15 protein-coding genes are annotated in these 21,636 nt (G+C 68.3%); 4 read left to right on the forward strand and 11 right to left on the reverse strand.

Going from position 1 to position 21,636, the window contains the following annotated elements:
• Positions 1-610: 610 nt before the first annotated feature.
• The 6 genes from K4G64_RS18875 to K4G64_RS18900 all read right to left on the reverse strand — a co-directional run bounded on the left by K4G64_RS18875 (position 611) and on the right by K4G64_RS18900 (position 9,852).
• Positions 611-1,687, reverse strand: a complete 1,077-nt coding sequence (locus K4G64_RS18875) for a hypothetical protein (RefSeq protein WP_221757188.1) — start codon at positions 1,685-1,687, stop codon at positions 611-613.
• Positions 1,688-1,993: 306 nt separating this feature from the next.
• Complete coding sequence (locus tag K4G64_RS18880; RefSeq protein ID WP_221757189.1) at positions 1,994-3,703, reverse strand: hypothetical protein; 1,710 nt, start codon at positions 3,701-3,703, stop codon at positions 1,994-1,996.
• Positions 3,703-4,368 (reverse strand): RNA polymerase sigma factor, encoded by a 666-nt coding sequence (locus K4G64_RS18885; RefSeq protein WP_221757190.1) that lies wholly within the window; start codon positions 4,366-4,368, stop codon positions 3,703-3,705. Before K4G64_RS18885 ends, K4G64_RS18880 begins: the two co-directional genes overlap by 1 nt.
• Positions 4,365-4,667 carry a hypothetical protein gene (locus K4G64_RS18890; RefSeq protein WP_221757191.1) on the reverse strand — a complete coding sequence of 101 codons (303 nt, stop codon included), beginning with the start codon at positions 4,665-4,667 and terminating at the stop codon, positions 4,365-4,367. The genes K4G64_RS18885 and K4G64_RS18890 overlap by 4 nt, the downstream gene beginning before the upstream one ends.
• 356 nt (positions 4,668-5,023) lie before the next feature.
• The gene (locus K4G64_RS18895; protein WP_221757192.1) at positions 5,024-8,680 is read right to left on the reverse strand and encodes a hypothetical protein; all 3,657 of its coding nucleotides are present in this window, start codon (positions 8,678-8,680) and stop codon (positions 5,024-5,026) included.
• Positions 8,680-9,852: an NACHT domain-containing protein gene (locus K4G64_RS18900; RefSeq protein WP_221757193.1), complete on the reverse strand. Its 1,173-nt coding sequence runs from the start codon at positions 9,850-9,852 to the stop codon at positions 8,680-8,682. Before K4G64_RS18900 ends, K4G64_RS18895 begins: the two co-directional genes overlap by 1 nt.
• A 411-nt stretch (positions 9,853-10,263) precedes the next feature.
• Between K4G64_RS18900 and K4G64_RS18905 the strand changes: the two genes are divergently transcribed.
• The 3 genes from K4G64_RS18905 (at position 10,264) to K4G64_RS41075 (ending at position 12,780) form a co-directional block, all read left to right on the forward strand.
• Complete coding sequence (locus K4G64_RS18905; protein ID WP_221757194.1) at positions 10,264-10,458, forward strand: hypothetical protein; 195 nt, start codon at positions 10,264-10,266, stop codon at positions 10,456-10,458.
• Positions 10,459-12,230: 1,772 nt separating this feature from the next.
• A complete protein-coding gene (locus K4G64_RS41070) occupies positions 12,231-12,458 on the forward strand; it encodes a hypothetical protein (protein WP_308122421.1) in 228 nt (75 codons plus the stop codon).
• Between the two features lie 76 nt (positions 12,459-12,534).
• A complete protein-coding gene (locus tag K4G64_RS41075; protein ID WP_308122422.1) occupies positions 12,535-12,780 on the forward strand; it encodes a hypothetical protein in 246 nt (81 codons plus the stop codon).
• Between the two features lie 1,393 nt (positions 12,781-14,173).
• Here the strand turns inward: K4G64_RS41075 and K4G64_RS18915 are convergent.
• Both K4G64_RS18915 and K4G64_RS18920 read right to left on the reverse strand, forming a co-directional pair.
• Complete coding sequence (locus K4G64_RS18915; protein WP_221757195.1) at positions 14,174-15,190, reverse strand: helix-turn-helix domain-containing protein; 1,017 nt, start codon at positions 15,188-15,190, stop codon at positions 14,174-14,176.
• Between the two features lie 67 nt (positions 15,191-15,257).
• Complete coding sequence (locus K4G64_RS18920) at positions 15,258-15,719, reverse strand: hypothetical protein (protein ID WP_221757196.1); 462 nt, start codon at positions 15,717-15,719, stop codon at positions 15,258-15,260.
• Positions 15,720-16,447: 728 nt separating this feature from the next.
• Here K4G64_RS18920 and K4G64_RS40240 point away from each other — a divergent pair.
• A complete protein-coding gene (locus K4G64_RS40240; protein ID WP_260460647.1) occupies positions 16,448-16,573 on the forward strand; it encodes a hypothetical protein in 126 nt (41 codons plus the stop codon).
• A gap of 54 nt (positions 16,574-16,627) precedes the next feature.
• On the opposite strand, the gene K4G64_RS18925 is transcribed toward K4G64_RS40240, so the two are convergent.
• From K4G64_RS18925 to K4G64_RS18935, 3 genes are all read right to left on the reverse strand, one after another.
• A complete protein-coding gene (locus K4G64_RS18925) occupies positions 16,628-18,475 on the reverse strand; it encodes a DUF3892 domain-containing protein (RefSeq protein WP_221757197.1) in 1,848 nt (615 codons plus the stop codon).
• Positions 18,472-19,041 carry a hypothetical protein gene (locus K4G64_RS18930; RefSeq protein ID WP_221757198.1) on the reverse strand — a complete coding sequence of 190 codons (570 nt, stop codon included), beginning with the start codon at positions 19,039-19,041 and terminating at the stop codon, positions 18,472-18,474. Before K4G64_RS18930 ends, K4G64_RS18925 begins: the two co-directional genes overlap by 4 nt.
• Before the next feature lie 88 nt (positions 19,042-19,129).
• A complete protein-coding gene (locus K4G64_RS18935; RefSeq protein WP_221757199.1) occupies positions 19,130-20,326 on the reverse strand; it encodes a S8/S53 family peptidase in 1,197 nt (398 codons plus the stop codon).
• Positions 20,327-21,636: the final 1,310 nt, after the last annotated feature.

A 21,636-nucleotide genomic window follows, 5' to 3' on the forward strand; every position in this document is an offset into this window, starting at 1 on the left:
ATCACCGCTTGCGGTGTGCCCCGACGACAGGCCGGCTCCGACACTATTACTACGTATGGCTGCATAAGGCACAAGCGGGAACGGTTCTTGGCGGATTTGGGGAACGACCGCTGGGGTGTGGCTCCGGAAATGTTGCTGAGAAGTAGGAACGCCGGGCTGCTGGTGTCGCGCGATCCGATGACCGCACGTCCTGGACTGCAGGGGTTTTGCCCACGAGGGATGATCCACTCATGGAGCAGAGCTGTTGATCTCGACGAGGCGGCTGCCGTGCTGGTGGAGCGAGTCGCGCGCTGGCGGTCAGCCGGCCTTGCGGTTGGAGATGACCTGGAGGGATTGGGAGGCTGAGTGGCCGCAGCCATTGGAGGCCGGCAGGGCTCGGGTGAGTGATCCCTCGATGAAGCCTCTAGTTTCGCCAGCCGGTTCCTGCATTTCTCCCCAGCATCATCGCGTGGAGGTTAGTGACCGAGACGTACCTGGCCGCAGCCGCTCGCGGCTGACCAGACTGATCTGCTCCTCGTCCGCGTCGAGCACCAGCGTCACGGACGGGGGTTACCTGCGTGGGCACACCGCCTACAGGATTCAGCCACGGGGAGCAGCGAGGAGCAGCTGCTCAGGAAAGCCGGGCATGCAGATCCCGCCGGCACGCCAAGCCACCGGTGGATCCCCCGGATGCGTGCAGGAGAACCGCGTCCATGGCCTTGACCAGGTCGTTCATGCCGATGATCGCAGCGATCCGCAGCTCGTGGACAAGCAGCGTCGCTGAAGCCAAGGCGACGAGGTCCGCCCCCACCTCGGTAGCCTCGTGATCCGAGGATGGGCCATCGGAGAAGACGGTGACGTCCTCGTAGTTGGCTTTGACCCGCAGCCGGTACAGATAGTCCGCCATGGTCGCCGGGCGGACCGCGCTGGTCGCAGACTCCCGCTCCGCCGTGGTGAGCCTGACCGTCTTCGGCTCCGCCGCGGGTTTGCGGCCCGATGCCGTGCGGACCTTCTCATCGAGGCGCCACTGCTTCTTCTTGGCAGCCAGCTTTTCACGCCGCTTGTTGGCGAGACGGTCGTCGACGAGCAACTGGCGGGTGGAGCGCAGGGCCTTGGCCGCGATGTCCCATGCCTGTTCGCCCTGCCACGCCACCCACGGATGCAGGTCGAAGTCCAGCGCGCGGCCGGGACCGCCCAGGATGCCGTCCCTGTCGGCGAGTCTGCTCCCCGGGGACGTCGCCGCCAGAGTCCACGGCGCGATCTGCAGACTGCGTGAGGTCCACAGATCGACGTAGCGCCGCTTCGTGGGCTCATGCGACTGCGGACGGGTGCCGCCCTCGGCGACCATAAGAGCCTGGGCCGCCCCGTAGAGGACGTAGTAGGTCTGGACGGCTCCCCAACTGTTGGCGAGCCGGATGATCTCCGAGTCTTCGGCCAGCGCATGGGTGTGCTCGAGCAGCCGGGCGGTGGCCCACGCGCGGCGCAGGCATGCCATCAGCTGGTCCCGGTCACAGGTGCGCGGTGGCCCATCAGGCATGAACAGGAACGGCGTCGCAGACGCATGGAGACCCGCGACAGCATCCTCCAGCGGCAATGTGCTTTCCCCGAGCGCAAGTTCGCGGAAGGCGCGGATGTAGGAGGCGTGAGTGCGAAAGCTGCGGGTCTGCTCACTGTCGACCGGCGGCGCAGAAAGGACGATACGTGCCACGCCTCATTGTCACCTGCGCGCCCAGATCCGTTGCCGACGGGATCAGTCCGATTTGCCGAATCCCTCATCAGGCGACGGCATTCCGGGCACGCGGGCCGGCCCATCGGGCTGAGTGCCGTTCCGGCAGGTCCCTCAGCTCCCCGTGCAGGCCAAAGGACTAGCAGTCGTCACGACGACACAGCTGCCGACGGCCCTTGTAACCCCTGTGAAGCTGTTGCTGACCTGGCATCATCACCACTGATTCGAAGACGCCGATCGGCATAGCGCCGTCGAATCATCGTCTCCAGCCCGTACCCATGTCTCTTGTCAGAGCATCGAGAGTATCGCCGCCACCGGCGGGTCCAGTCTGCTGGGACCGGGATCTGCGGCGGAAGTACCTGGATACTCCACCCGCCGTTGAGCTGTACGGCTTTGCTGTTCTGCGGCCAGCCGTTTGACCTTGCGACGAACCTGTTCACCGACGGCGGCCGGATCGCGAACTCCGAGGACAGCCGCAGCCTCCTCCCACGTTCGCCCGGCAGCCACGGTGTAGGCGAACACCACCTCACGTTCGCCTGGATGTACAACCTGCAGCATGACCGCGTTGAGCCACCCGATCTCACCTGGGGGGCACTCCAACAGGGCGGTAGGCGAGTTGGGGTCGTACAGGGGCAGTCTGGCGCGGTCCGTGCCCACCGGCATGATGCGCCCTGGCCCTGCATGCCTGTCCGACTTCAGGCAGTTGATCAGAAGCCCGCTCGCGGGATCCCACACCCGTACGCTGCCGTCTGCGGCGACAGTTACCGTCCAGGCGGAGGCCGGCCGGGCTCGGGGGCATTCGGTGAGAGGATTCCCCAGCCCAAATGCCGACCTGGCGGACGAGGCCCATACGGAGACCGGAACGTTTTGGACCTTGGGTGCCCTGGCGGACAACCATGCCGCCTCGGAGTATTCGGTCAGAATGACCACGGCGTGGCTCAGGACACCCTCCCAGAGACCCTCCAGATGCCCAGGGAAGGAAGCGTCGTGTACGACGGGCATTACGCCGTCTGCCGTCCGGAACGCATTCCCTTGCGAAGCCTCTGCCGTGCTTCGCAGGAGCTGCTCCCCGGCCAGATCCTGCCTGCGGGCTTCCGGAGTCCGCCACTGATCAGGGTAGAGCCTGAGCAGCGCGGCTTTACCCAAGGGCGAGCGGCGGATGAAGGGAACCAGAGGGGCGTGCTCACCTGTGCCCACCCATTTGAGATCCTGCACCGCAGGCTTCTCCACCTGGCCCTCGCTCCGGGAGCCACCGAAGACATCGAGCGGCTTTCGGGAGATGCCCGAGGAGGCGGGCGGCAGCGCGATCCGGGTACGGCCGGCGGGCAGCGCCCGGGCACGGCTTGAAGGGCCCGCTTCTAGTGCGGCAGTGGGTGCTTTCAGCAGCCGTGCGAGGACATCGCGCACGGTCGGGTAGAACTCGTCGTCCTGTGCCTCGTACGTGAGCGGCGGGCAGGTGAACGTGAGGCGCGACCACAGGCCTTCGCCCGCAGCAGGCGCATGGCGCTGTGCATCGGCCAGGATCTGTTCCAGAGTGCGCGGCGGGCGGGCCTGGATGCCGTTGAGGAGCTGCTGCGCATCCGCGTGGCCCCACCGGGCGGCCGCCATCAGATGCTCCATAACCCAGACAAGGCTCGCTGTCTTGCCGCCGCCCGTCGGGATGAACACCCTCAGACGCCGCGGCTCTGTGAGGACGACCCGGAATGCAGCGCCGGGGTGCTGCTCGGTGAGCGCGAGAGTGAAGGCTGCGCGGGCGGCGTCCAGCTCGCCGCGGCGCAGCGCCCTGGTGGCGAGCCGGTAGGCGCTGTTGGCGTCGGCCCGTGCCGTGCTGGCCGGGATGCCGGAGGCACTGGCATGCCTCGGTCCCCACTCACCGTCAGGGCGGTCCCAGTAATCGGCAGGCTCCTGCATGAGCTTCAGCAGTCGGGCGTACGCGGTGCTCTCCACGGCGTCCTCCGTGTCGGTGGTCGTCCTCCGGCGGGTGTCGTTGTTGTCCATCAGCTACTGTCCTCGGGCCGTGATCGGGGCGGCATGATGTGCGCTGGCCGCAGACGGTCGCTGACCGCGGGGGCGCTGCGGATCTTCCGGCGGCCGCGCGACCATTGCTGATCGACCTGGTTCCTGGTGGTTCCGATCTCGACGGCGATGTCCGGGGCCCGCATGCCCTGGCGCTGCATCTCCGCCACCGCCCGCGTCTGCGGGGCGCTGATGTCGCGGATGGCGTCGTCGACCGCGCCCAGGAGTTCCTCCTCCTCGGTGGGTCCCCACAGGCGCCGGTCAGCGGGCGAGGCATCACGCACGACGCATTCCTGGGGATCAGTGCTGCCGCAGCCCTCTCGGGACGCGGCGGCCGTGGCCGCCGCGTCCAGGCGCGGTCCGTCGTCGATGAGCGTCTCGCTCTTGAGTTCCACTGCCCACTTGAGGGCCAGCCGCCTCGCGGTCTTCTTGATGTAGGCCACCGGCTGCCGGGAGGGGTCCAGCCGCCCGCTGCTGAGCACCTGGTAGAGAGCCTCGTTGGCAATGTCCTGACGGGCGGCGTGGCTGAGGTCGCGGAAGCCCGACAACGAGGCCACGACCTCGTTGAGCATCTGCCGGAACTGATTATCCGTCATGTTCTCGAAGTCGAACGCGCACGGCCCGGACGCCGGGCCGTCGGGGCTCACCACAGGCCGCGCTCCGTCCCGTGGCCCCGATGCCCGGACGGATCCGCTATCCGCCATACCGTCAGACGGCAGCCGTCCGGACCTTCGTAGTGCACTGCCGCCCCGGCGGGCAGTCCCTTCAGCACTTCGACCGTGAGGGCTGCCGGATCACAGATCCCGGTGCCGGCCGGGACGGCAGCGACTCGCTGCCCCCGCGCGCGTCGCCGCAGGCCCGCGAGGAGAGGAAGGTTCCACACCGCGTGAAGCACGGGTGCCAGGGCCGTACCGACGGTCACGTAGTCGAGAATCTGGGACGTCATCTTGCCTCTGTCTTGGACGAGTTGGGCGAAGCCGAAGAGGCCTTCGCCTACTCATAGGCCCGACGCGTCCCCCTTCTTAACAGAACACTCAAGATTCTTTCCTGGCTCCGTCACGACCGCGAGCGGGCCTTCGAGCACCCGTACGACGACAGACCGCGGGCACCTGGCCTCCGGCATCCGCCCGTCGCTGTGCACCCGGCACGACCTGCAACGCACTTGGGATTTCGCATGGAACTATGTGCTGCCCTGGTACGCGGGGGAGGAGTCCGTCGTCTGACGGCTGGCCGTCCGTCCATGGACACGAGGTGCCGTGAGGGGCGGTCAGCCGGTCTGATGATCCCCTCCCGCGCTCGGAGTCAATGCTCCCACTCGGGAAACAGCAGGAACCGGTCGAGACGGTCGAGGTGAGCCGACTCCCCGGTCCCGATCATCCGCACGATCTCCTTCGGAAGGTGCTCCTGGTCGAGGCCGAGCAGGGAAGTAGGCAGGTCGGTCGATTCGCTGCCACCGGTACCGCCGTCGTGGAGCAACATGCTGGGGAGAAGCGCCCCTCTGGCCTCCGTAGCGGCTTCCTCGGTCAGCAGAGGGAAGATCCTGACGGGAGCGCCGAGCCGGTCCCAGCCGAGGTGATCGAAGAGGCCCGGATCCAGTTTCAGGGAGAGGTCGCCGGTCAGACGGCCGACGCGTACGCCGAACAGCGGCCACCGGGTTCCCGGCACCGAGACCAGCACCGTCGTGTGCTGACAGAGGGTCTGGAGCTGCGCCCATGCCTGCGGGGTGCGGTCGCGCACGGCTTGCCGGGCGAGAGCGATGTTCGGGCTGTCCCCGGTGCCGACCAGCTTTCCGATCAGGACCGGCGCCAGGAGCGTCCAGGCGAGCCGGTCGGGGAGCAGCGCCGCGTCCAGGTCTCCGGTCGTCTCCGCGACCAGCGTGGTACGGGCGCTGAAATCCGTCGGACGCTCGAAGAGCCGCTCTCGGAAACCTCCGCTGCGACCGGGGAGGATCGTCGTCAGGTCGGCGAGCGTCGCTGCACCCTCGCCCGGGTCGAGAAGCGCGTCGACGGCTTGCTGAAGTCGGGTGCGCTCATGACTGATTACCTGCGACGGAGCTTCGATGGTGATCAGCCGACGAAGTCGGGAGGTGCGCGAGACGATCTGTCTGTACAGGTTGTTGAGTGCGCTGCCGTGCAGGCGCCCCTCGTGGACGATCACCGGGCGCAGGTCGGCGGGCAGCACCGGAAGTCTGTGCAGCAGCGCGCCCCGGGGAGGGGCCTGCCCTCGCCGGGAGAACATCAGCCTCACCGCCTCCGCACCCGAGCACAGCCGGTCCTCGTCGTGGCGGGGCCCCGCCCCCGCGGGCGGGAAGACGAACTCGTCGCGGTCGCCGTCCCTGACGACGTGACACCGTTCGTGGATGAGGTCGGCCAGTGTCCCGTGGTCGAGGCCGAGAGCCTCGCCAAGACGGTCCTTGTACCAGGGGTGAACCACCGGCGCGGCCAGTTCGATGTGGCCCATGCGTCGGCGCCGGACCTTGCTCTCTGTCACCTCCACCCCGCACTTTGGGCAGACGTCACCCGCGTGACGTGAACTCCGGAATTTCCCGCAGCCGCACTTGTGGTCGCGGACCGGTCCGAAGACGCTCTGACAAGCCAGGCCGGCCGGCACCGGGAGCCGGGTCCGAAGGTCCACCATGTCACCGTTCCGCACCTCGCCGAAGGACGCGGCGAGGACCTGCTCGTCGTCAATGGCCCGGAACGACAGCCGGTCCCCGTGCCACACGGGCTCGACGCAGGCGGCGCGCAGCAGGCGGCCCCAGTTGCGGACTGCCTCGAGCGGTGCGGACTCCAGCGTCGATGCTTGCTCGGACGGCGGCATCGGCATCTCCCGCAACGAGGTCCCGCCCTCGACCAGGAGCTGGTAGAAGCCGAGGCGCCCGTCGATGAAGTCACTCCGGAGCACATGGATCTCGTAGGCGGTTCGGCTCGCGCTGTGTCGCAACAGCCACGCCAGATCCGCAAGTCGGACCGGTTGCCCCGAATCGCTCGCGTCGGTCCATACCGGCAGCTGCGTGACCATGGAGTACGGGCCTGTCGCCCGGGCGCGGACGACAGATCGGGAGCGCTCGTCGGGGCGGAGCCGGACGCCGACGGTCCTGGTCGGCTCTTCGGCTGCCCAGAGGTGGTCGGGGCCGACGAGTACGTCCGTCCCGTGGCCGTTCTGGGTGCCGCACACCACCGCCCTGGAGCCGTCCGGGCCGTACAGGACGTCGCCGGTCTCGAGGGGGTCCGCCGTCGCCAGGCTGATGCTGATCCTGGCGCGTTCGTCGGGGCGCAACACCTCATCCTGGACCACCCGTGCCGGATGCCAGGCGACCTCAAAGGACTCGGACGCCGCAGTACTGATGTGCACACTCAGGACCCTCGCCGGGTGCCGGCCGGCCCAGCGGAACGACGCGTCCCGACGATCGGGGAGCTTCTCGCCGAAGATCGCGCGCAGCAACCGCTCCTCCGGGGTCAGGTTCTCCTCGGTGCGGGGTGTGCTGATGCCGACGAGAAGATCACCCGGCTCGACCGTCTCGCCGGGCAGCACGATGCCGTCTGAGGCCAGCGCCCCGCACAGGTCGGGCATCACCTCCGGCGGCTCGGCGGTGAGCTCGTCGAGCCCGAGCGGGGTCGCACGCAGGGATACGCCGACGTTGTCGAGGCCCGAGCCGGAAAGGGTCCCGGGCGTGGACAGCTCCAGTGAGACCAGGGCCGCATCGCCCCGGAGGCCTGGGCACACGGCCACCACACAGGGCCGGTACAGGTCGGCGCCGCGGGCGAGGCCAGCTTCCTCGTGCCGCTCGGCGGCGAGGGCGTAGCCCACCCTGCGGGCAAACCCTGCGCTGAACCCGTCGGTCTGCCAGCGACGCCGCCCGGGGCGGCGGATTCCGGCCTGCGCGGCGATGACGGTCCGCAGCTCGGACCCGGCCGGACGGTTGCGGCCGGTGACGGTGCGCCGGAAGGCGGCTTGCAGGATCCGTTCGACGTCCGTCTGCCGATCGTACCGGGGGTGATCGGCGACTGCGACGAGTTGCCCGGTCGGCCGATCCTGCCCGTGCCGGTCCCGGACGTCACTGACCCACAGCATGTCCGGCAGGTCAAAGACCAGTTCGTCGCCCCGCTCGGTCAGCCCCAGCATCAACGGCAGCTGCATCAACTCCAGACACCGGAGGTCCGCCGGCCGCCCCGGCCGACGGATCCGCAGCTCGAGGGTGAGCGGGATCCGACAGTCGGAGGGGTGCACGCTGCCCTTCTGGATTTGCCACCACAGGCTCAACGTCACCCGTGTTCCGCACAGTTCGCAGGTGACATACGCGGATACAGTTCCGCACCCGTGACACCGGCGCCCCTGCGCGGGCAGCCGGCCGTTGCCGGATATCACTCCGCAGTCGCAGGCGTGGTCATAACGGGCAGCGTGCCCTTTCAGCCTCCCGCACGAACAGGACCACGTACCCAGGTGGTACCCGGTGAGATCCACGTCGACCGGTGGCTCTGAAATGTCGTCCTCGTCCGTTAGCCGCATCGGGAACAGCCGGTGCAGGGCCCGCTCCAGACCGATCTCCCGCCGGTCGGCAGCGGGCACGTCCAGCTGGAGGAAGTCGGCGAAGCCCTGGCAGTGCCGCCGGTGCAGGGACGCGTACGCGTCGTCGCGCTCCGCCGACCGCTGGCGGAAGAGCAGCCGGGAGTAGCGCAGCAGGTCGGGCCGGGCCCGGCTGAAGTACTCCAGGCCGAGGTCGAGGTCGTCGCGCAGAGCGAGCACACCGAACCGGGCCAGACGCAGCTCACGGAACTGCTCATCAGTGAGAATTTCGTGCACCTCGTCGGCGAGGTCGTCTTCCACGGTATAGCGCACCACGGTGGAGAGCGCGTAGTCGCTGCGGTGCGAACGCCACTGTCGGGCGTCCTCCGCCAACTGCCTGCGGTACGTGCCCTGCGCGATCCCTTCGGCGACGCGCTCGCGGAACGAGGGCATTAGTGCTTCTCCCGGAAGTATTCCCTGAACCGGTTGTGACAGAACGTGTACGACTGCCTGTGCTCGCCGGTGCGCAACAGGAACCGCTGCACGTCACACACCACCTGATCGAGCTTCCCGCCGGTCAGGCCGGGAACGTTGCGGAGCAGGTCGGAGCGGTGCAGGGGGCCGTACGCCTCCAGGATCAGGCCCAGCACCATGTTGTGCAGACCGCTGTCGACGGAGCGGTGGAGGTGTTCGAACTGCTCGTCGAGGTAGGGGTACAGGCCGTTCGGGGTCCGTCGAATGTTCTCCGGGGTGAGCCTGCCGTGTTCCACGTCCTCGACCAGGAACCGTAGGTAGAACGGGTCTCCCTCGGAGACGTCGTGCAGGGCGTCGACGAAGCCAGGCCGCTGGCCGAGGGCGGCACCGGCCGGTCCTGCGTGGTGCAGCAGCAGCTGCCGGACGGCGTCGGTGTCCAGGCCGCCGAGCGTCACCCGCAGACCGGTGCCGTCCGGTGCCAGGCCCACCTCTTCGAGGTAGGACCGCTCGCCCTGGGACCGGGCCGACAGGAGGACGAACAGATTCTTCGGCAGGCGCCGCGGGAGGAGACCGCGCAGGAAGCTGGGGTGCTTGTCCACCTCGTCGATGGCGTCCAGAACCAGCACGGTCGGGTTCCCGCGGTCGCTCTGGACCACTTCGAGGAACCGGTCCGTCAACGCGACCCCTTCGATGGGGGCGGCGCGGTGCGGGTCGAGTTGCTCGCACAGGTTGGAGAGCAGATGGTCGCGCAGGGTCGGGTCGAAGGCGCCGCCTGCTGTTTTGTAGCGCTGACTGATGAAGTGGTAGAGGTAGCTGGGCTGTTGCCGGACCAGCATGGCCAGCAACGACGTCTTGCCGTACCCGGAAAGCCCGTCGACGAAGACGTATCCGCGGTCGTGCTCGTCGATGTGGTCGCGGATGGCGCTGATCTCGCCGTCGCGGCCCGCGAACTTTTCGGTGTGGTAGTCGAGCAGGTGCTGGAAGAACCATCGCGATCCACCGGACGACGGACCCTGCGCTGGGACCGAGGAAGGGGCCGGAGCGCGTCCCGTCTCCCGTGTGAGGGCGCTCGCCCAAAGCTGCCGGACGCTGTCGACCACCGCCCGTTCGTCGCGTCCGGCTTGGCGTGCCAGGACGGTGGCCACGGACACGACAGCTTCGGCCCGGCGCGGAAGAGCGGGCTCCGACAGGATCCTGCGGACGGTGTCCCCGCTCGGCGCGTCCGGCAGGGAGTCGTCCTGTTTGATCTCGTCCGAGATCTCATCCGTAGCCGGCGCGCCAGCGTGTGCGTAAAGCTCGTACAACAATGACTTGAGTTCGCCAAGAGGGCCTGGGGCGATGGCTGGAGGCCGGACGGGCCGTGGCCGCGGTGTGCGCCGTTCCGTGTTCTCTTCGTCCCTCACTGACCAAGCATCGCGCAGAACTTCTCCCGTTTACGTGACTTTGGCGCGACTCAGCGCAACCGGGCGCAGCTCGGATTCCGGGTCCTGACACGCCGCAGGCTGGTGGACAGGTCGGCCGACCGTAACGTCCCTCCGTCCACAACCCTTTGGAGCTGCTCCATGTCGGTGCCCCCGCAGAAACATCCATCACTCCTGGACCCCACCCGGCGACCGGCTGATGCCACATCCGTTCCCACGGCCCCCGAACGCTCCGCTGACACCGCGCCGCTGCGTCGCGACTTCCTGAAGGGGGCGTTCTTCGAAGCCGGCAAGACGTTCTTCCGGGAAGCTTGGAAGACGATCGCCGGCGAGTGACGGCCGACCGGGGGCCTGGCCGGCGGATCAAGTCGGAGGACAGCAAGATCAGCGAAGGTCACTGTAGGGAGGGCTTCACCGCCGAGTGCCGTATGACGGTTCTGCTTCATACGGTACTCGGCGCAACCTGCCGTGCCAACGCGCACCGCGCCGTCGCCGACACAGCGCCCTGACCGGGGTCGTGTGACCGGTCGGCTACTTGAGGAGGTTGTGGCTGCCGTAGTTCAGCAGCTCTTCCGGCGCCTGCCCTCGATCTCGCCGCCCTCCCCATGAGCAGCGCAGTGGTGATCACGTCCACCATGCTGCTGCCCGGGGCAACCGCACTGCCCGCCGTGCACGAAAGAGCGGACGAACCTGCCCGTCCGGCGTGCTGCGGGGGTGAGTGCCCTTGCCCTGAAGGACGGTGCCCTCTTGCTGCAGGCCGGAGGGACCCCATCGGCCACGCGACCCGGGGGCTACCTCTTCGGCAATCCTGCAGCAGGTCACACCCAGCTGACGGGATTAACAGCGGGAGAATCCAGGTAAAAGCGAGAGAACAAAACAATTGCTATAGCTATTGACGCGACTGTCGTTAGGGCCGATCTGCTCCGATGAGCTTCTCAGGGACGGCTTCCCGCCCCTGAGAAGCCAGTGCCCGTGGGAAGGCAGCAGCACTGCGAGCTCGCACCGACAGTCCTGCCTCTTCCTTGGCAAACGAGGCCGTCTCCCGCAGTTCCCTGCCCAGCAGTCCTGCGGCGGCCTGGCCGGCACTGCCAGAATTAACCTCCTGTGCCGGCTGCGGGGGCAAGCGGTAGCCGCCGCCCAGAGCAAAGCCACAACAGGCGTCAGACGCCTGCTGCAGCCTTTCCCGGCCGCAGCTGGAGGAGGGCGGCAGTGGTGCACTGGCGGCTGTTGCGCAGGCTCGGCACAGACCGTGAGCTTCGCCGACGTGGCCCTCCTGCAGGCACGCTGCAGGCTCCTTCTTCAGAGCTGTCTCGTCTTCCCGCTCAGAACTGGCGCACGTCCGCCGAACGAGACAACGTCGGTGGCGGCTCTTTGGTTACGGCCAACTGCGTATCAATTCACCACCGTCCCCAGCCCGTTGGCCTGCTTGAACAACCCTTGACGGCCATCACATTTGAGCAGGTCAGGCACCCCTGTTCTTCAGTTCTGTCCCGCGCTGTCTCGCCGGTTTCCGGTTCGTCGGGCCCAGCGCCCATGCTGAGGGCCAAGAAGCGAGTCGCGTATGGTCGCTTCAGGCACGGTTGCTTGCCCCCAGGGGCCTTCCTGTGCCGGCTCTTCGTCATTCATCTGTTGGTCCAGACGGGGTGACGAAAGCTTCGCGTGGGTGCTGGTTGCAGCCTCACCTGCGCCTCTGTGTGTGTGGCGGGACCCTGCAGCAGGGTCCCGCCCATGCGCGGGGATGGAGATTGGCCCGTTCCATCCCACCGCGGCGGCAGCCCGTCTGACGCCAGCAGCGCTTCGGAGCAACGCCCGTAGCCGATGCCGCTGACCTGTGACTATGCAGGCCGGCGACTCCCAAAGCCCTGAACCGAAGACGTGTGCCCGCCGGACCGGCCCGCAGGCCGCGAAGCCCTAGTGCGCTTGTTGCCAATCAAGCCACAGACTGCCGACGTGCCATCGTGGTTTACGGAGGTTCCTGAGATGCGATCTGTCCTGCTCCTGCTCCTGGCCTACGGGGTTACCCGCCCTGCAGGACTTCCCAGGAAGCCGCTTGTAGGAAGCCGCGCGCGCTCTGGCGCCCGCACGGCCGGCCGCGGACACTGCGGTGCGTGGCTGACAATACGTTCTGGATCGCCGCGCTCACCGGCGGGACTGCTGTGGTCGCCAGCTGGGTGACCAGCAGAGGAAATTCCAGGGCAGCCCGCATCCAGGCTGACGCGGCGACGGCGTCGCAGCGTATGCAGCGGCTGCAGCGGCTGCACGAGGCTCGCCGGGCGGCCCACCTGGACCTCATCCAGCAAGGCCAGCGCATGGCTGAGCTGCCACCGCATCAGTGACCCGGAAAGCCGGTCGTCATCGCTGCAGGATCTCCGCGACCGTATTCGGGACACCTACGGCGATCTGAGGCGGGCCGTGCGGGTCATTGAACTGGAGGGACCGGACGAGGCGGCTGCCGCGGCTTACGCGGTGAAACAGGCAACAACCGATCCGTATCAGGCCCTCAACTCGGTCATCGCTGCAGAGGCAGGCGCAGAAGCCGGCTTCGACGCCTGCTACAGCCCCTACTGGGCGGCACTCGGCCGTTTCGTCGACGCCGCGAAGAGCGCCCTGCACGACACGTGGCACTGCTGCGGACGTAGCAATGGGAAAACGGGCTGAGCGGGCCTGTGGCGAGCCGGGAGCCTGAGGCCGTGCAGGGCCCAGGGCCGCCGACACAGCCAGGCGGTCACGCAACCCGGCCCCCTCAGCCATGCGTTGTTGCGAGGCGGCGCTGTCTGACGTGTCGCACCCGCATGATCCGCACCTCCTGGAGAGGCAGCCTCCGCATTGGCGAGAGATTCAGAAGCAAATTTACACTAGTAAATATTCTGTGTGCTCCATGCGAGCCATAAACCCTCTCGACGGCTCCTTCGCGTGAACAAAATTGATTTATTGAGGAAGGTGAGGGAGTCTAGGGCGACGGAACGAAGCGGGTCTGCAGAAGACCCCCTGGCGTCGAAATCCGAACCGCAGAGAAAATATTGCACCCTCATAAAAATGCGTTTGGGTAGGCGCGCCGATTACCCCGGGTGTTCTGACAGGAAAAGCCCGACTCGTGAGCACACCGAATTGCGGTCCCATCGGACGGCGGCCAGTCGGATGAGGGCGCCACGCACTTCCCTGACGATAGCGAAAAGCCGCGGCGTCTCGCCGCGCAGAAAACCCCCTGTGTGTGCCGCCCGCTGCTGCCTCGCAACTCCATCACTTCGCGCACGGCCCGGTCACCCTCGCAGGCGGACTGCCGTTGCCGACCATCGTCCCCGGGTGCTGCCCGCGCCGCGCCACCAGGCGGCAGGGCACGGCCAGCCGCAGGCGCACCGGCCCGCCGCGACCTCCGGCCACGGTGAGCACCCTCACCGGCTCCGCCCGCCAGGCGCGAGCTGGGCAGGGCGGCCTGGACCGCGCCGAGGCAATCGTGCAACCTGCATGACGAGCAGGGCGATGATGACACCGGTGGCCTTGCCGCCGACTGCGCCGCCGCGGCTGGGGGCGCGGCTCACGGACTGAACTCCGAGGCGCCGAACGATGACCGCGCCGTACGTCATGCCGTCGACGACGCCCAGCCGTGGCATCCGGCTACAAGGCGACCTTCTCCTGCCCTGATACCCGGCGACCTCGGCGCGGCCGGCTCCCCAAAACAGACCGAGAAGTCCGTTCTTGGTGCCCGGCACCGTGGCGCCCGCAGGCCGCGACATCCGGCCGCGGCACGACCAGGACAGCCGACGGGCGACTGCCCAAGAGGACAGACCAGGTGTCCGTTCTTGGCGGCTGATCGCGGCGTTCATGGCCTGCGGCGTACCTACCGAGGCAACGACCCAACGCCTCAACCGGCATACACGCCCGCAGACGCAGCATCCAACCCGGCGACCGGTACGGAGTGTCGCCATGACGGGCACCGGCCGTACGCCGAACGCCCCGCCCCCGCCGCGGCATCGAAGCAAGAAAAGAGGGGCGGGGTGCGAGGTCAACACGGACCTCGCACCCCGCCCCGGGATGGGAGAGCGGCCGCCGGCTACCCGGCCCAGGACTCCGGGACGCCGTGCTCGCGGCAGAACTGGCCCCACTCCCGCCGTTCCTCGGGCGTGGGGGAGCGCACGAGCGCCCGGGCCAGCACGGTGAGTTCCCGCCGCGTCCGGGGACTCGCCCCGACGGCCGCCTCGCTCGCACGGGCGAGCATGTGGGCGGGCAGGAATTTGCCCGCGAACAGACGGTCGACGAGCACCATCTTCAACTTGGCGCGCGCGGCGAAAATGTTGATGGTCACCTTCTCCTCCTCCAGCGCCCGCTCCAGCGCGTTCGCGAAGCGCGTGCGCGCCGGAGAGGAGAGGATTTCCCTCACGACCTGCTCACCGCTCGGTTCCACCGTGCGCGACCTGCGCAACGAGCACGGTTTCCAGCCGGTACGTACGTCACGAGCCGCGTTGAACTTGGCGAAGGTGCGCGCCCAGCCCTGCTGCTGACGTACCGGGACACCGCACCCGGCCAGGATTGCGGCTAGGTGCTCGAAGGTCATGGGACGCTCTCCGGCGAGGACAGCACCCAGGGTGGCACGGCTGTACGGGATATCGAGGCGCGCGGTGGCCTGCGCCAGCTCCCGCAGTGACATGCCCAGGTACGTACGCAGCGCGGTCAGAGCGAGGAGGAAGTGCGCCTCGCTCTCCAGGCCCGGTACGACCGCCCGGCTCGCGGACCGGTCCCAGTAGCCGAAGGCCCTCGCCTGCACGGCGGCCGCGTCGGCGGGGGCCGACGCCCGCTGCAGCTCGTGGACCTTGTTCCACAGGCGACGTGCGGTCGTGAGGTCACCGCCGCAGGCGCGGACCCAGCCCTCCACGGTCCGCCATGTGACGCGTGGATCGCCGTTCTGCGCCTGGGACAGCGAGCCCTCCGAGACCCCGCAGAGCTGCGAGATCTTCTTCAAGGTCATGAACTCGGTGACCGTGCTCGCGGCGGCCTGCGTGGACCGCAGGAAACTCGCGAGGTTGATCACCGGATCGTCCCGCTGAGGCAACGGGTCGGGGGTACGGGCCATCACCGGTCTCCTCTCGTCCGGCCCGAAGGTCGGGGCCCTGAGAGGGCCCCGACCGAAGGGATGGACGTCAGACCAGAGCGGTCCGCACGTGATTGGCCAGCAGGACGATCAGCACGATGCCCGCGACGATCGCCTCGGTCGACATGCCCAGGAGCATGCAGGTGATGACCACCGCGGCGACGATCGCCGTGATCGCCACCGATGTCCAGGACACGGCGGGCGCCGTGCCGTTGGCCGCGCCGCCCGCCGTACCGGCCGTGAGCGGGGACACGATGCCGGGGACGGGCACCGGCGCGGAGCCGGGCACCGGCACGGCCGGGGCCGCCGGCTCGTACGGGCGCATGGCGCCGTTGACGATGATGAACGGGCCCGTCGGCGCGGCGGGCTCGGCCGGGAACGCCGAGAACGTCGAGCCGGCCGGGACATCGCCCGTGTCCTGCGCGGGGGTGGGGTTGTAGGGAATTATCCGGCCGTTGACGATGATGAACGGCCCGTCCCCGGGGTTCGAAGAATCGCTGAACTGCTGCACATCGTGCTCCATATGGCTCTACGTCACGGAGTGAGGGCCCCGACGCGGGGTGCGCTGGTGGCGCCGCCGTAGCGACGCCACCTGCGGGAATCTCCTTTCATCCGTTGGTCCAGACAGGGATTTGGGTCTTGCTCGAGCACCGTGACCTCGATGTGCCAGTTGCAGCTGACACTCGAGGTGCGAGAGGCCCTCGGTACCAATCATGGCCTACGCGCTACCACTGTCCGCAGCCGTGAGCCACTTCTGAAGATCACTCACCGGGCCCCAGCCCAGGCCCCGTTGAGCATCTCGCCTGCTCACACAGGCAATCCAAGCGGCTCGCCAGTGCGTCGTTCGCCGCATCGACAACCGGAACGCGACCGAGGAACACGTCCTTCCGCTCCACGATGCTCGGAACGGCACAGCCCAGACGTCCTCCCAACGCATCCCCACCACGGCCGAGTTCCCGCCGTACGAGCCCGCGTCGAGGAGCGAGCCCAGCACGTTCGCATCAACTCTGTGACGACCCGTGAGTGCATCCGTCACGCTCTGCGTCACCAGGGCGCCGAACTGCGTTAACACGTACGGCAAGACGACACAGGCAGCCCACGGCAACACCCCGGCGCCCATCGGCCGTCGGTCAGCGACAGGTCACCACCACGCCCACCCCAGCCACCCCCCTCACACGGGATTCCCATCGCATAGACCATGCAGCAGGGAGCGTTCAAGGCGACGCGCTGCCGACCGGCTTGCCGCGGACCACGGACCTCGTCGTCGAGGCCTTCAAGGAGACGACCTCGCTCACCGACTCGCCGAGAACAGCACCGGCGAGCGACTTCAGCGTCGACCGCACCGAGATGCACACGATGGAGTGAGGGCCGGACGAGCTGCACCCAGGGGTGTGGCTCGGGCCGGCGTCGGCCGCGGCCTCAGGGGCAGTTCGGCAGGCGGAACAGGTTGTTCGCGGGATCGGCGTCCGGGACGGTCTGCAGGTAGGCGGGGCGTCCCTGCGGCTGGACGACGCGGACGGCAGCGCGGGTGCCGGCCGGTGCGACCGAGGTGAACACGGTGCCCGTACGGGCCGCGGCGACCGCCTCGTCGATGCTCATCGCCCACGGCCGGCCACTGGGCAGCAGCCCGCCCACGGCGTCCAGCCGGTTGCCGGGGTCGGCGGAGTCCTTGGCGGTGCAGGAGATGTCCAGGGCCGCGGGCAGCCGCACGGCGGTCAGCGTGATGACCAGGTCGTGCCGGCGGGTCGCCAAGAACCCGTCGACCGCGGGGTCCTCCTCGGCGGCGGGCTGGTTGAGGCTTAACTGGGCGACGCTGAAGTCGACGCCGCCGGGGATGGCGACCTCGGTGGGCGTCGGCGACACGGCGAGGGCGTCGCGGATGCCGCCGAGGAGCTGCTGGCGCACGACCGAGCGCAGAATCTCGCTCAGCACGGCGGCCAGCACACCGACCCCGCCGAGCACCCACACCCACCAGGCCATCTGCACGTGGCCTATTGCGACGTCCGACGTGACGGACGGCACGAGGCGCAACACCGGCGTTCCCCTGCTGGTGGTGATGGTCGGGGCGAAGGTGAGCGCGATGTCCGCGGTGGCCCACGCCTCGAAGGCGGCGTGCTGGACGCGGATGAACATGGGGATGCGTATCGTGCCGCCCTCGTCGACGTACACCGCCATACGTTCGATGTACGGCGTGGCCCCCTTGAGGGACGGCAGTTCCACCGGCGAGCGCAGGCGCAGCGGATAGCCGTCCGTGAAGCTCTTCGCGGTCAGGCCCGGCACCCCGGACGAGCCGAGGGCACCCACGACCTGGTCCTGCAGCAGGTAGCGGTGCGCGACGGCGATCTGCAGCTCGCCGGGGGCGACGGTCAGGGCCCGGCCCGCGAACTCGGGGTTGCCCTCGCTGCCGCTGATGCGGTTCAGCAGGCACAGGTGGCTGGTACGCACGCTCATAGACGGCTGCGCCTGGGTGCGGACGACCAGGTTCTTGGGGTCGGTCGGGATGCCCTCCAGCGGGGTCACGGCAAGCGGCATCAGGCCGGCCTCGGGCATCCGCCAGTCACTGAGGCCGGCGAGGTTAGGCAGGACCTCGGTGGCGATCTCGGCCGTGATGTCGGCCAGGTCGGGGTCGGCGTAGCGGATCGCGGCGACGGCCTCGGTGGTCTCGGCGAAGGTGACGTACGGGTCGAGCCACACGCGCACCAGAGGGTGGCCGCGCTGTGCGTCCGGGCGGAAGTCGATCACCGCGCACCATGCTTCCTTGGTGACCGACGCATCGTCGCGCTCGGTCCGGACGATGAGGCGGCGGGCTTCGACACGGTCGGTGATGCGCAGATAGCCGCGCAGCGGGATCCGCCACCGGCTCATCAGCCGCTCCTTGGCCGCGGCCTCGGTCTCCTCGTCGAACCGTGGCTGGAGATCGATCCATTCGGATCCCAGGCGATAGGCCGTGAGCTGGATCATGGCGGACAGCTCGATGACCACGGTGACGGTGTCGGTGTCGCCGCGATCCTCCAGCGGCCACGGCCGAGCACGCTGCTGCTCCGGCGCACCAGCAGGCGCCCAGGTACGCAGCGGGAAGAGGGGCTCGGTGGTGAAGTACAGGTACTTGAAGACGGGGGTGAAGATGACGGTGCCGCGCACCTGGTCCTTGTCGATCGCCTTGGACGGGAAGGCGTCCAGGCTGAAGGAGCTCTGCGCGAGCATCTGGGCGAGGCCTTGATCCAGGAAGACACACTGATCGTAGCCGCCATGGACGTCGAAGGTCATGACAGTACCTCCGTGGGTGAGCTGGCGGACACGCCGAGCAGACGGCGGATGGCCAGGGAGAGCACGCAGGGCGGCACGTCGGCGGCATGCACGATCAGCGCTGCGACCGGATCGGCCTGCCAGGCGCCGGCGAAGGCGGCATCGTCGAGGGTGCGGGCCATGACGGAGTCGAGGAGCGCGGTGGCCGCCGTCGCATCACCCCGCCCGGTGTAGCGGGCCCGCCGGGCCGAGATGCGCGGGCCCGATCCTCGGCCCGGCGGGCGGGGCAGGTCCAGTTCGTTGGCCACGGCAACCAGCTCGACGTCGAAGCGGTGGGCCAGCGACGGATCACCAGACAAGCGCCGTACGACATCGGGGGAGCGCTCGCGCAGCCGGTCCAGCGTCGTATCGCTCACGTGGGCACTGGGCAGGCCGAGTTCGTTCAAGGTCGCGCGCACAGCCGCCGCGTCGAGGTCGTCGGGGATCGCGTCGTTGGTCAGCTGGAGAGTCAGGCCTCGGGCCAGATCGCGCAGTTCACCGGCCAGGGCAGGGTCTTCGGGCTCGGGTCGGGTGCCGTCCTCGGGCATGGTCGACCTCCTTGACGAGATGGGCGGGAGAGGGAAGCAAAAGGGATGACGAGGGGCACGCACAGTCCGGCCAGGCCCCCGGGGAACCTCAGACCCAGCGCGGGGACGCGCAGCCCACGGCGTCGGCGAGAGACCACGAACCGGCCGACCCGATCTCCGCAAGCAGCAGACCGGCCGCTGTACCGGGCTTGTCCTCGACGAAGCGGGCACGCAACACCGGGTTCTCGGCGAGCAAGCGGGCCATCTCGGCGGCGTAGGAGGCAGTGACCCCGGCCGCCGTGACGTCGACGAGAGGCCGCGCCGCATGCCGGGCGAGACCGGCGAGCCGTTCCTCGATCTCGTCCGCGCCGAGCTCGGGCAGGACAACGGCCAACGGCTCCCACGGCGTCGGCAGATCGGCACCCGCCGTGAACCGCCGCAAGACTGGCACCGCAGCCGGCAAGGGAGCGCTGAGCAGGGCTTCGGCGTCCACGATGCCCGCACCCCACTGGCCGGTGTCCCAGCCGGCCGGGCGACGGTGCCCCGCCGTACCGAGCAGGTGCAAGAAGACGCTCTGGATCTGCTCGGCGCCGTAACGCGCCTTGAGCTCGGCGTGTCCGTGGTGCGCCACCCATAGCGCCGCCACGCCAGCCATGTGTGCCGTCGCGTACGAGGTGCCGTCGTGGTCGGTGTTGCTCACCCGGAACACCGGCGGCCGGGAAGCGGCATCCACCTCGGCCACCCAGATCCGCTCGCCCGGTGCGCAGATGTCGACCGCCGGACCATGGGAGGAACTGGGCCAGGGCCGGTCGTCGGCGGTGCTCGCCGCAGCCGCGACGCACTCGGGATAGACGGCGGGCGCCACGACGAACCCCACACGCTGACCGGCCGCTGCGACGACGATCAACCCTTGCGCGACCGCATGCCGGATCGCAGCGCGCAGCCCGTTGAAGCCGAGCCCGCCCAGGCTCAGGGAGACGACCTGGCAGCCGGCCTGCACGGTGTACCGGACGGCCTTGGCCACATCACCGTCGAACACCTGCGTGACGCTCGTGATCGTACGGATCGGCACCAGAGTCGACTCGGGGGCGACACCGCAAACCTGTCCCCGCTCCCGGCTCGCGATCACGCTACCGGTGTGGGTGCCGTGCCCCGGGGTGTCGAACGGGAACCACCACCGCTTGACCAGCGGGTCACGGGCGTCGTCATCGCCGCTCAGCAGATCAAGGTCGCTCATCAGATCGAGCGCGTCAGGCTCCAGCTCCGGATGGAGCACGTAACCGGTATCAGGATGCCCGATGCGCACGCCCGCGCCCCGGGCCGCCCCGCCAGGACCGGGCGGCAGATTCCAGGCCATCCGGGCCCTGATGTTGTCCAAGGCCCACGTAGGAACGGACGTATCCGCGGCTGAAACAGCAGGCGAGGCAACCGCAGCTGACAAGCCCACGCTCCGCCGAGGAGGGCCGAGCCGGTAGACGCTCTGCGGCAGATCGGGCTCGGTCCGCCACGGCCCGCCACGATCGAGCCGACGGGCCAGATCGTAAGAGAGAGCTTGCAGCGAATAGGCGGAAGTGGCGACGACGGCACCACTCACTTCGAAGAACCTGCCGAGATCCGCATCCCTCCACGCTCCGGGGAACAGCGGCCCCACCCGCCACCGGTCGCCGGACGCGTCACAACCAAGCCGTTCCCCGACCTGCCGTCGCAAGCCCAAGACGGTCCCACGGCTCGCCTCCGGCACCTCGACCAGCAACCGCAGCCAGCTACTGCTCCGCTCGTGCCACTGCCGGGACACGCCAGTCTCGTCGTACGCCCCCATGCCGACCCCCCAGCCGTACAGGTACTGCGCTTCGTTCCATCGAACCGTTCTACCAACACCCCTCTATGTCAATGCAGTTCAGGACGATTCATGAAATGCGCCCCCAGCGCGCCCACCAACTCACCGCACGCCCGGCCCCTCGCATCGCATCGCCGAGCCCACACACGTACGAGCCCCGACGCCCCGGCTGCCCAGCGAGCAACACCGCCACCTCAACAAGGCCGGCCAGCACACGGCGCGTCAGCGCCCACCGCTCAAGCCGAACAACCCCGCAAAGCTGCAGACAAGATCCAGCAACGAAGGCCATCAGAACCACGGGCCCAGAACACTCGAACCCCCGTACAGCAAACAACAGACTCAAAAACCAGTGGGAGTACGCCGACACGACGAGCACCAACAAGACACCGCAAGCGAGTCCAACCACACACAACGCCCCATAAACGACACGACGCAAGCCCACACCAGCGGCGCCAGCCGCACGAACACATGAGCACCAGCACCCAACAAACAGTCATGCCAACAGGCATGACGACACGTCACACCCGAAAGAAAACCAACACCCCAAAAAGACCGCGCCAGCGGTTCAAACAAAACACAAAAACAATTTTTGGCCGCCAGGCAAAAAACCAAAACCACCCACGATAATCAACCTAACGAATTTGTCGTCAGACAAATTCACACGCAAACAAAGGGGCGCGTCAGCGCCCCGGCAAAAACCACAGCGAATTCGTCGTCAGACGAATTTCCGGGGCGCAGGAATTTCGTCAGAAATTCCCCAAGGGGCATTTATGCCCCTC

The sequence above is a fragment of the Streptomyces sp. WAC04114 genome, from assembly GCF_019733245.1.
In the GTDB taxonomy this organism is placed as follows: domain Bacteria; phylum Actinomycetota; class Actinomycetes; order Streptomycetales; family Streptomycetaceae; genus Streptomyces; species Streptomyces massasporeus_A.

Bases quoted from the DNA above. Each gene is read 5' to 3' on its own strand.
- K4G64_RS18895 (WP_221757192.1), bottom strand. From the start codon at position 8,680: ATGCCCTCGTTCCGCGAGCGCGTCGCCGAAGGGATCGCGCAGGGCACG.
- K4G64_RS18905 (WP_221757194.1), top strand. From the start codon at position 10,264: ATGTCGGTGCCCCCGCAGAAACATCCATCACTCCTGGACCCCACCCGG.
- K4G64_RS18930 (WP_221757198.1), bottom strand. From the start codon at position 19,041: ATGCCCGAGGACGGCACCCGACCCGAGCCCGAAGACCCTGCCCTGGCC.
- K4G64_RS18915 (WP_221757195.1), bottom strand. From the start codon at position 15,190: ATGGCCCGTACCCCCGACCCGTTGCCTCAGCGGGACGATCCGGTGATC.
- K4G64_RS18890 (WP_221757191.1), bottom strand. From the start codon at position 4,667: ATGACGTCCCAGATTCTCGACTACGTGACCGTCGGTACGGCCCTGGCA.
- K4G64_RS18880 (WP_221757189.1), bottom strand. From the start codon at position 3,703: ATGGACAACAACGACACCCGCCGGAGGACGACCACCGACACGGAGGAC.
- K4G64_RS18925 (WP_221757197.1), bottom strand. From the start codon at position 18,475: ATGACCTTCGACGTCCATGGCGGCTACGATCAGTGTGTCTTCCTGGAT.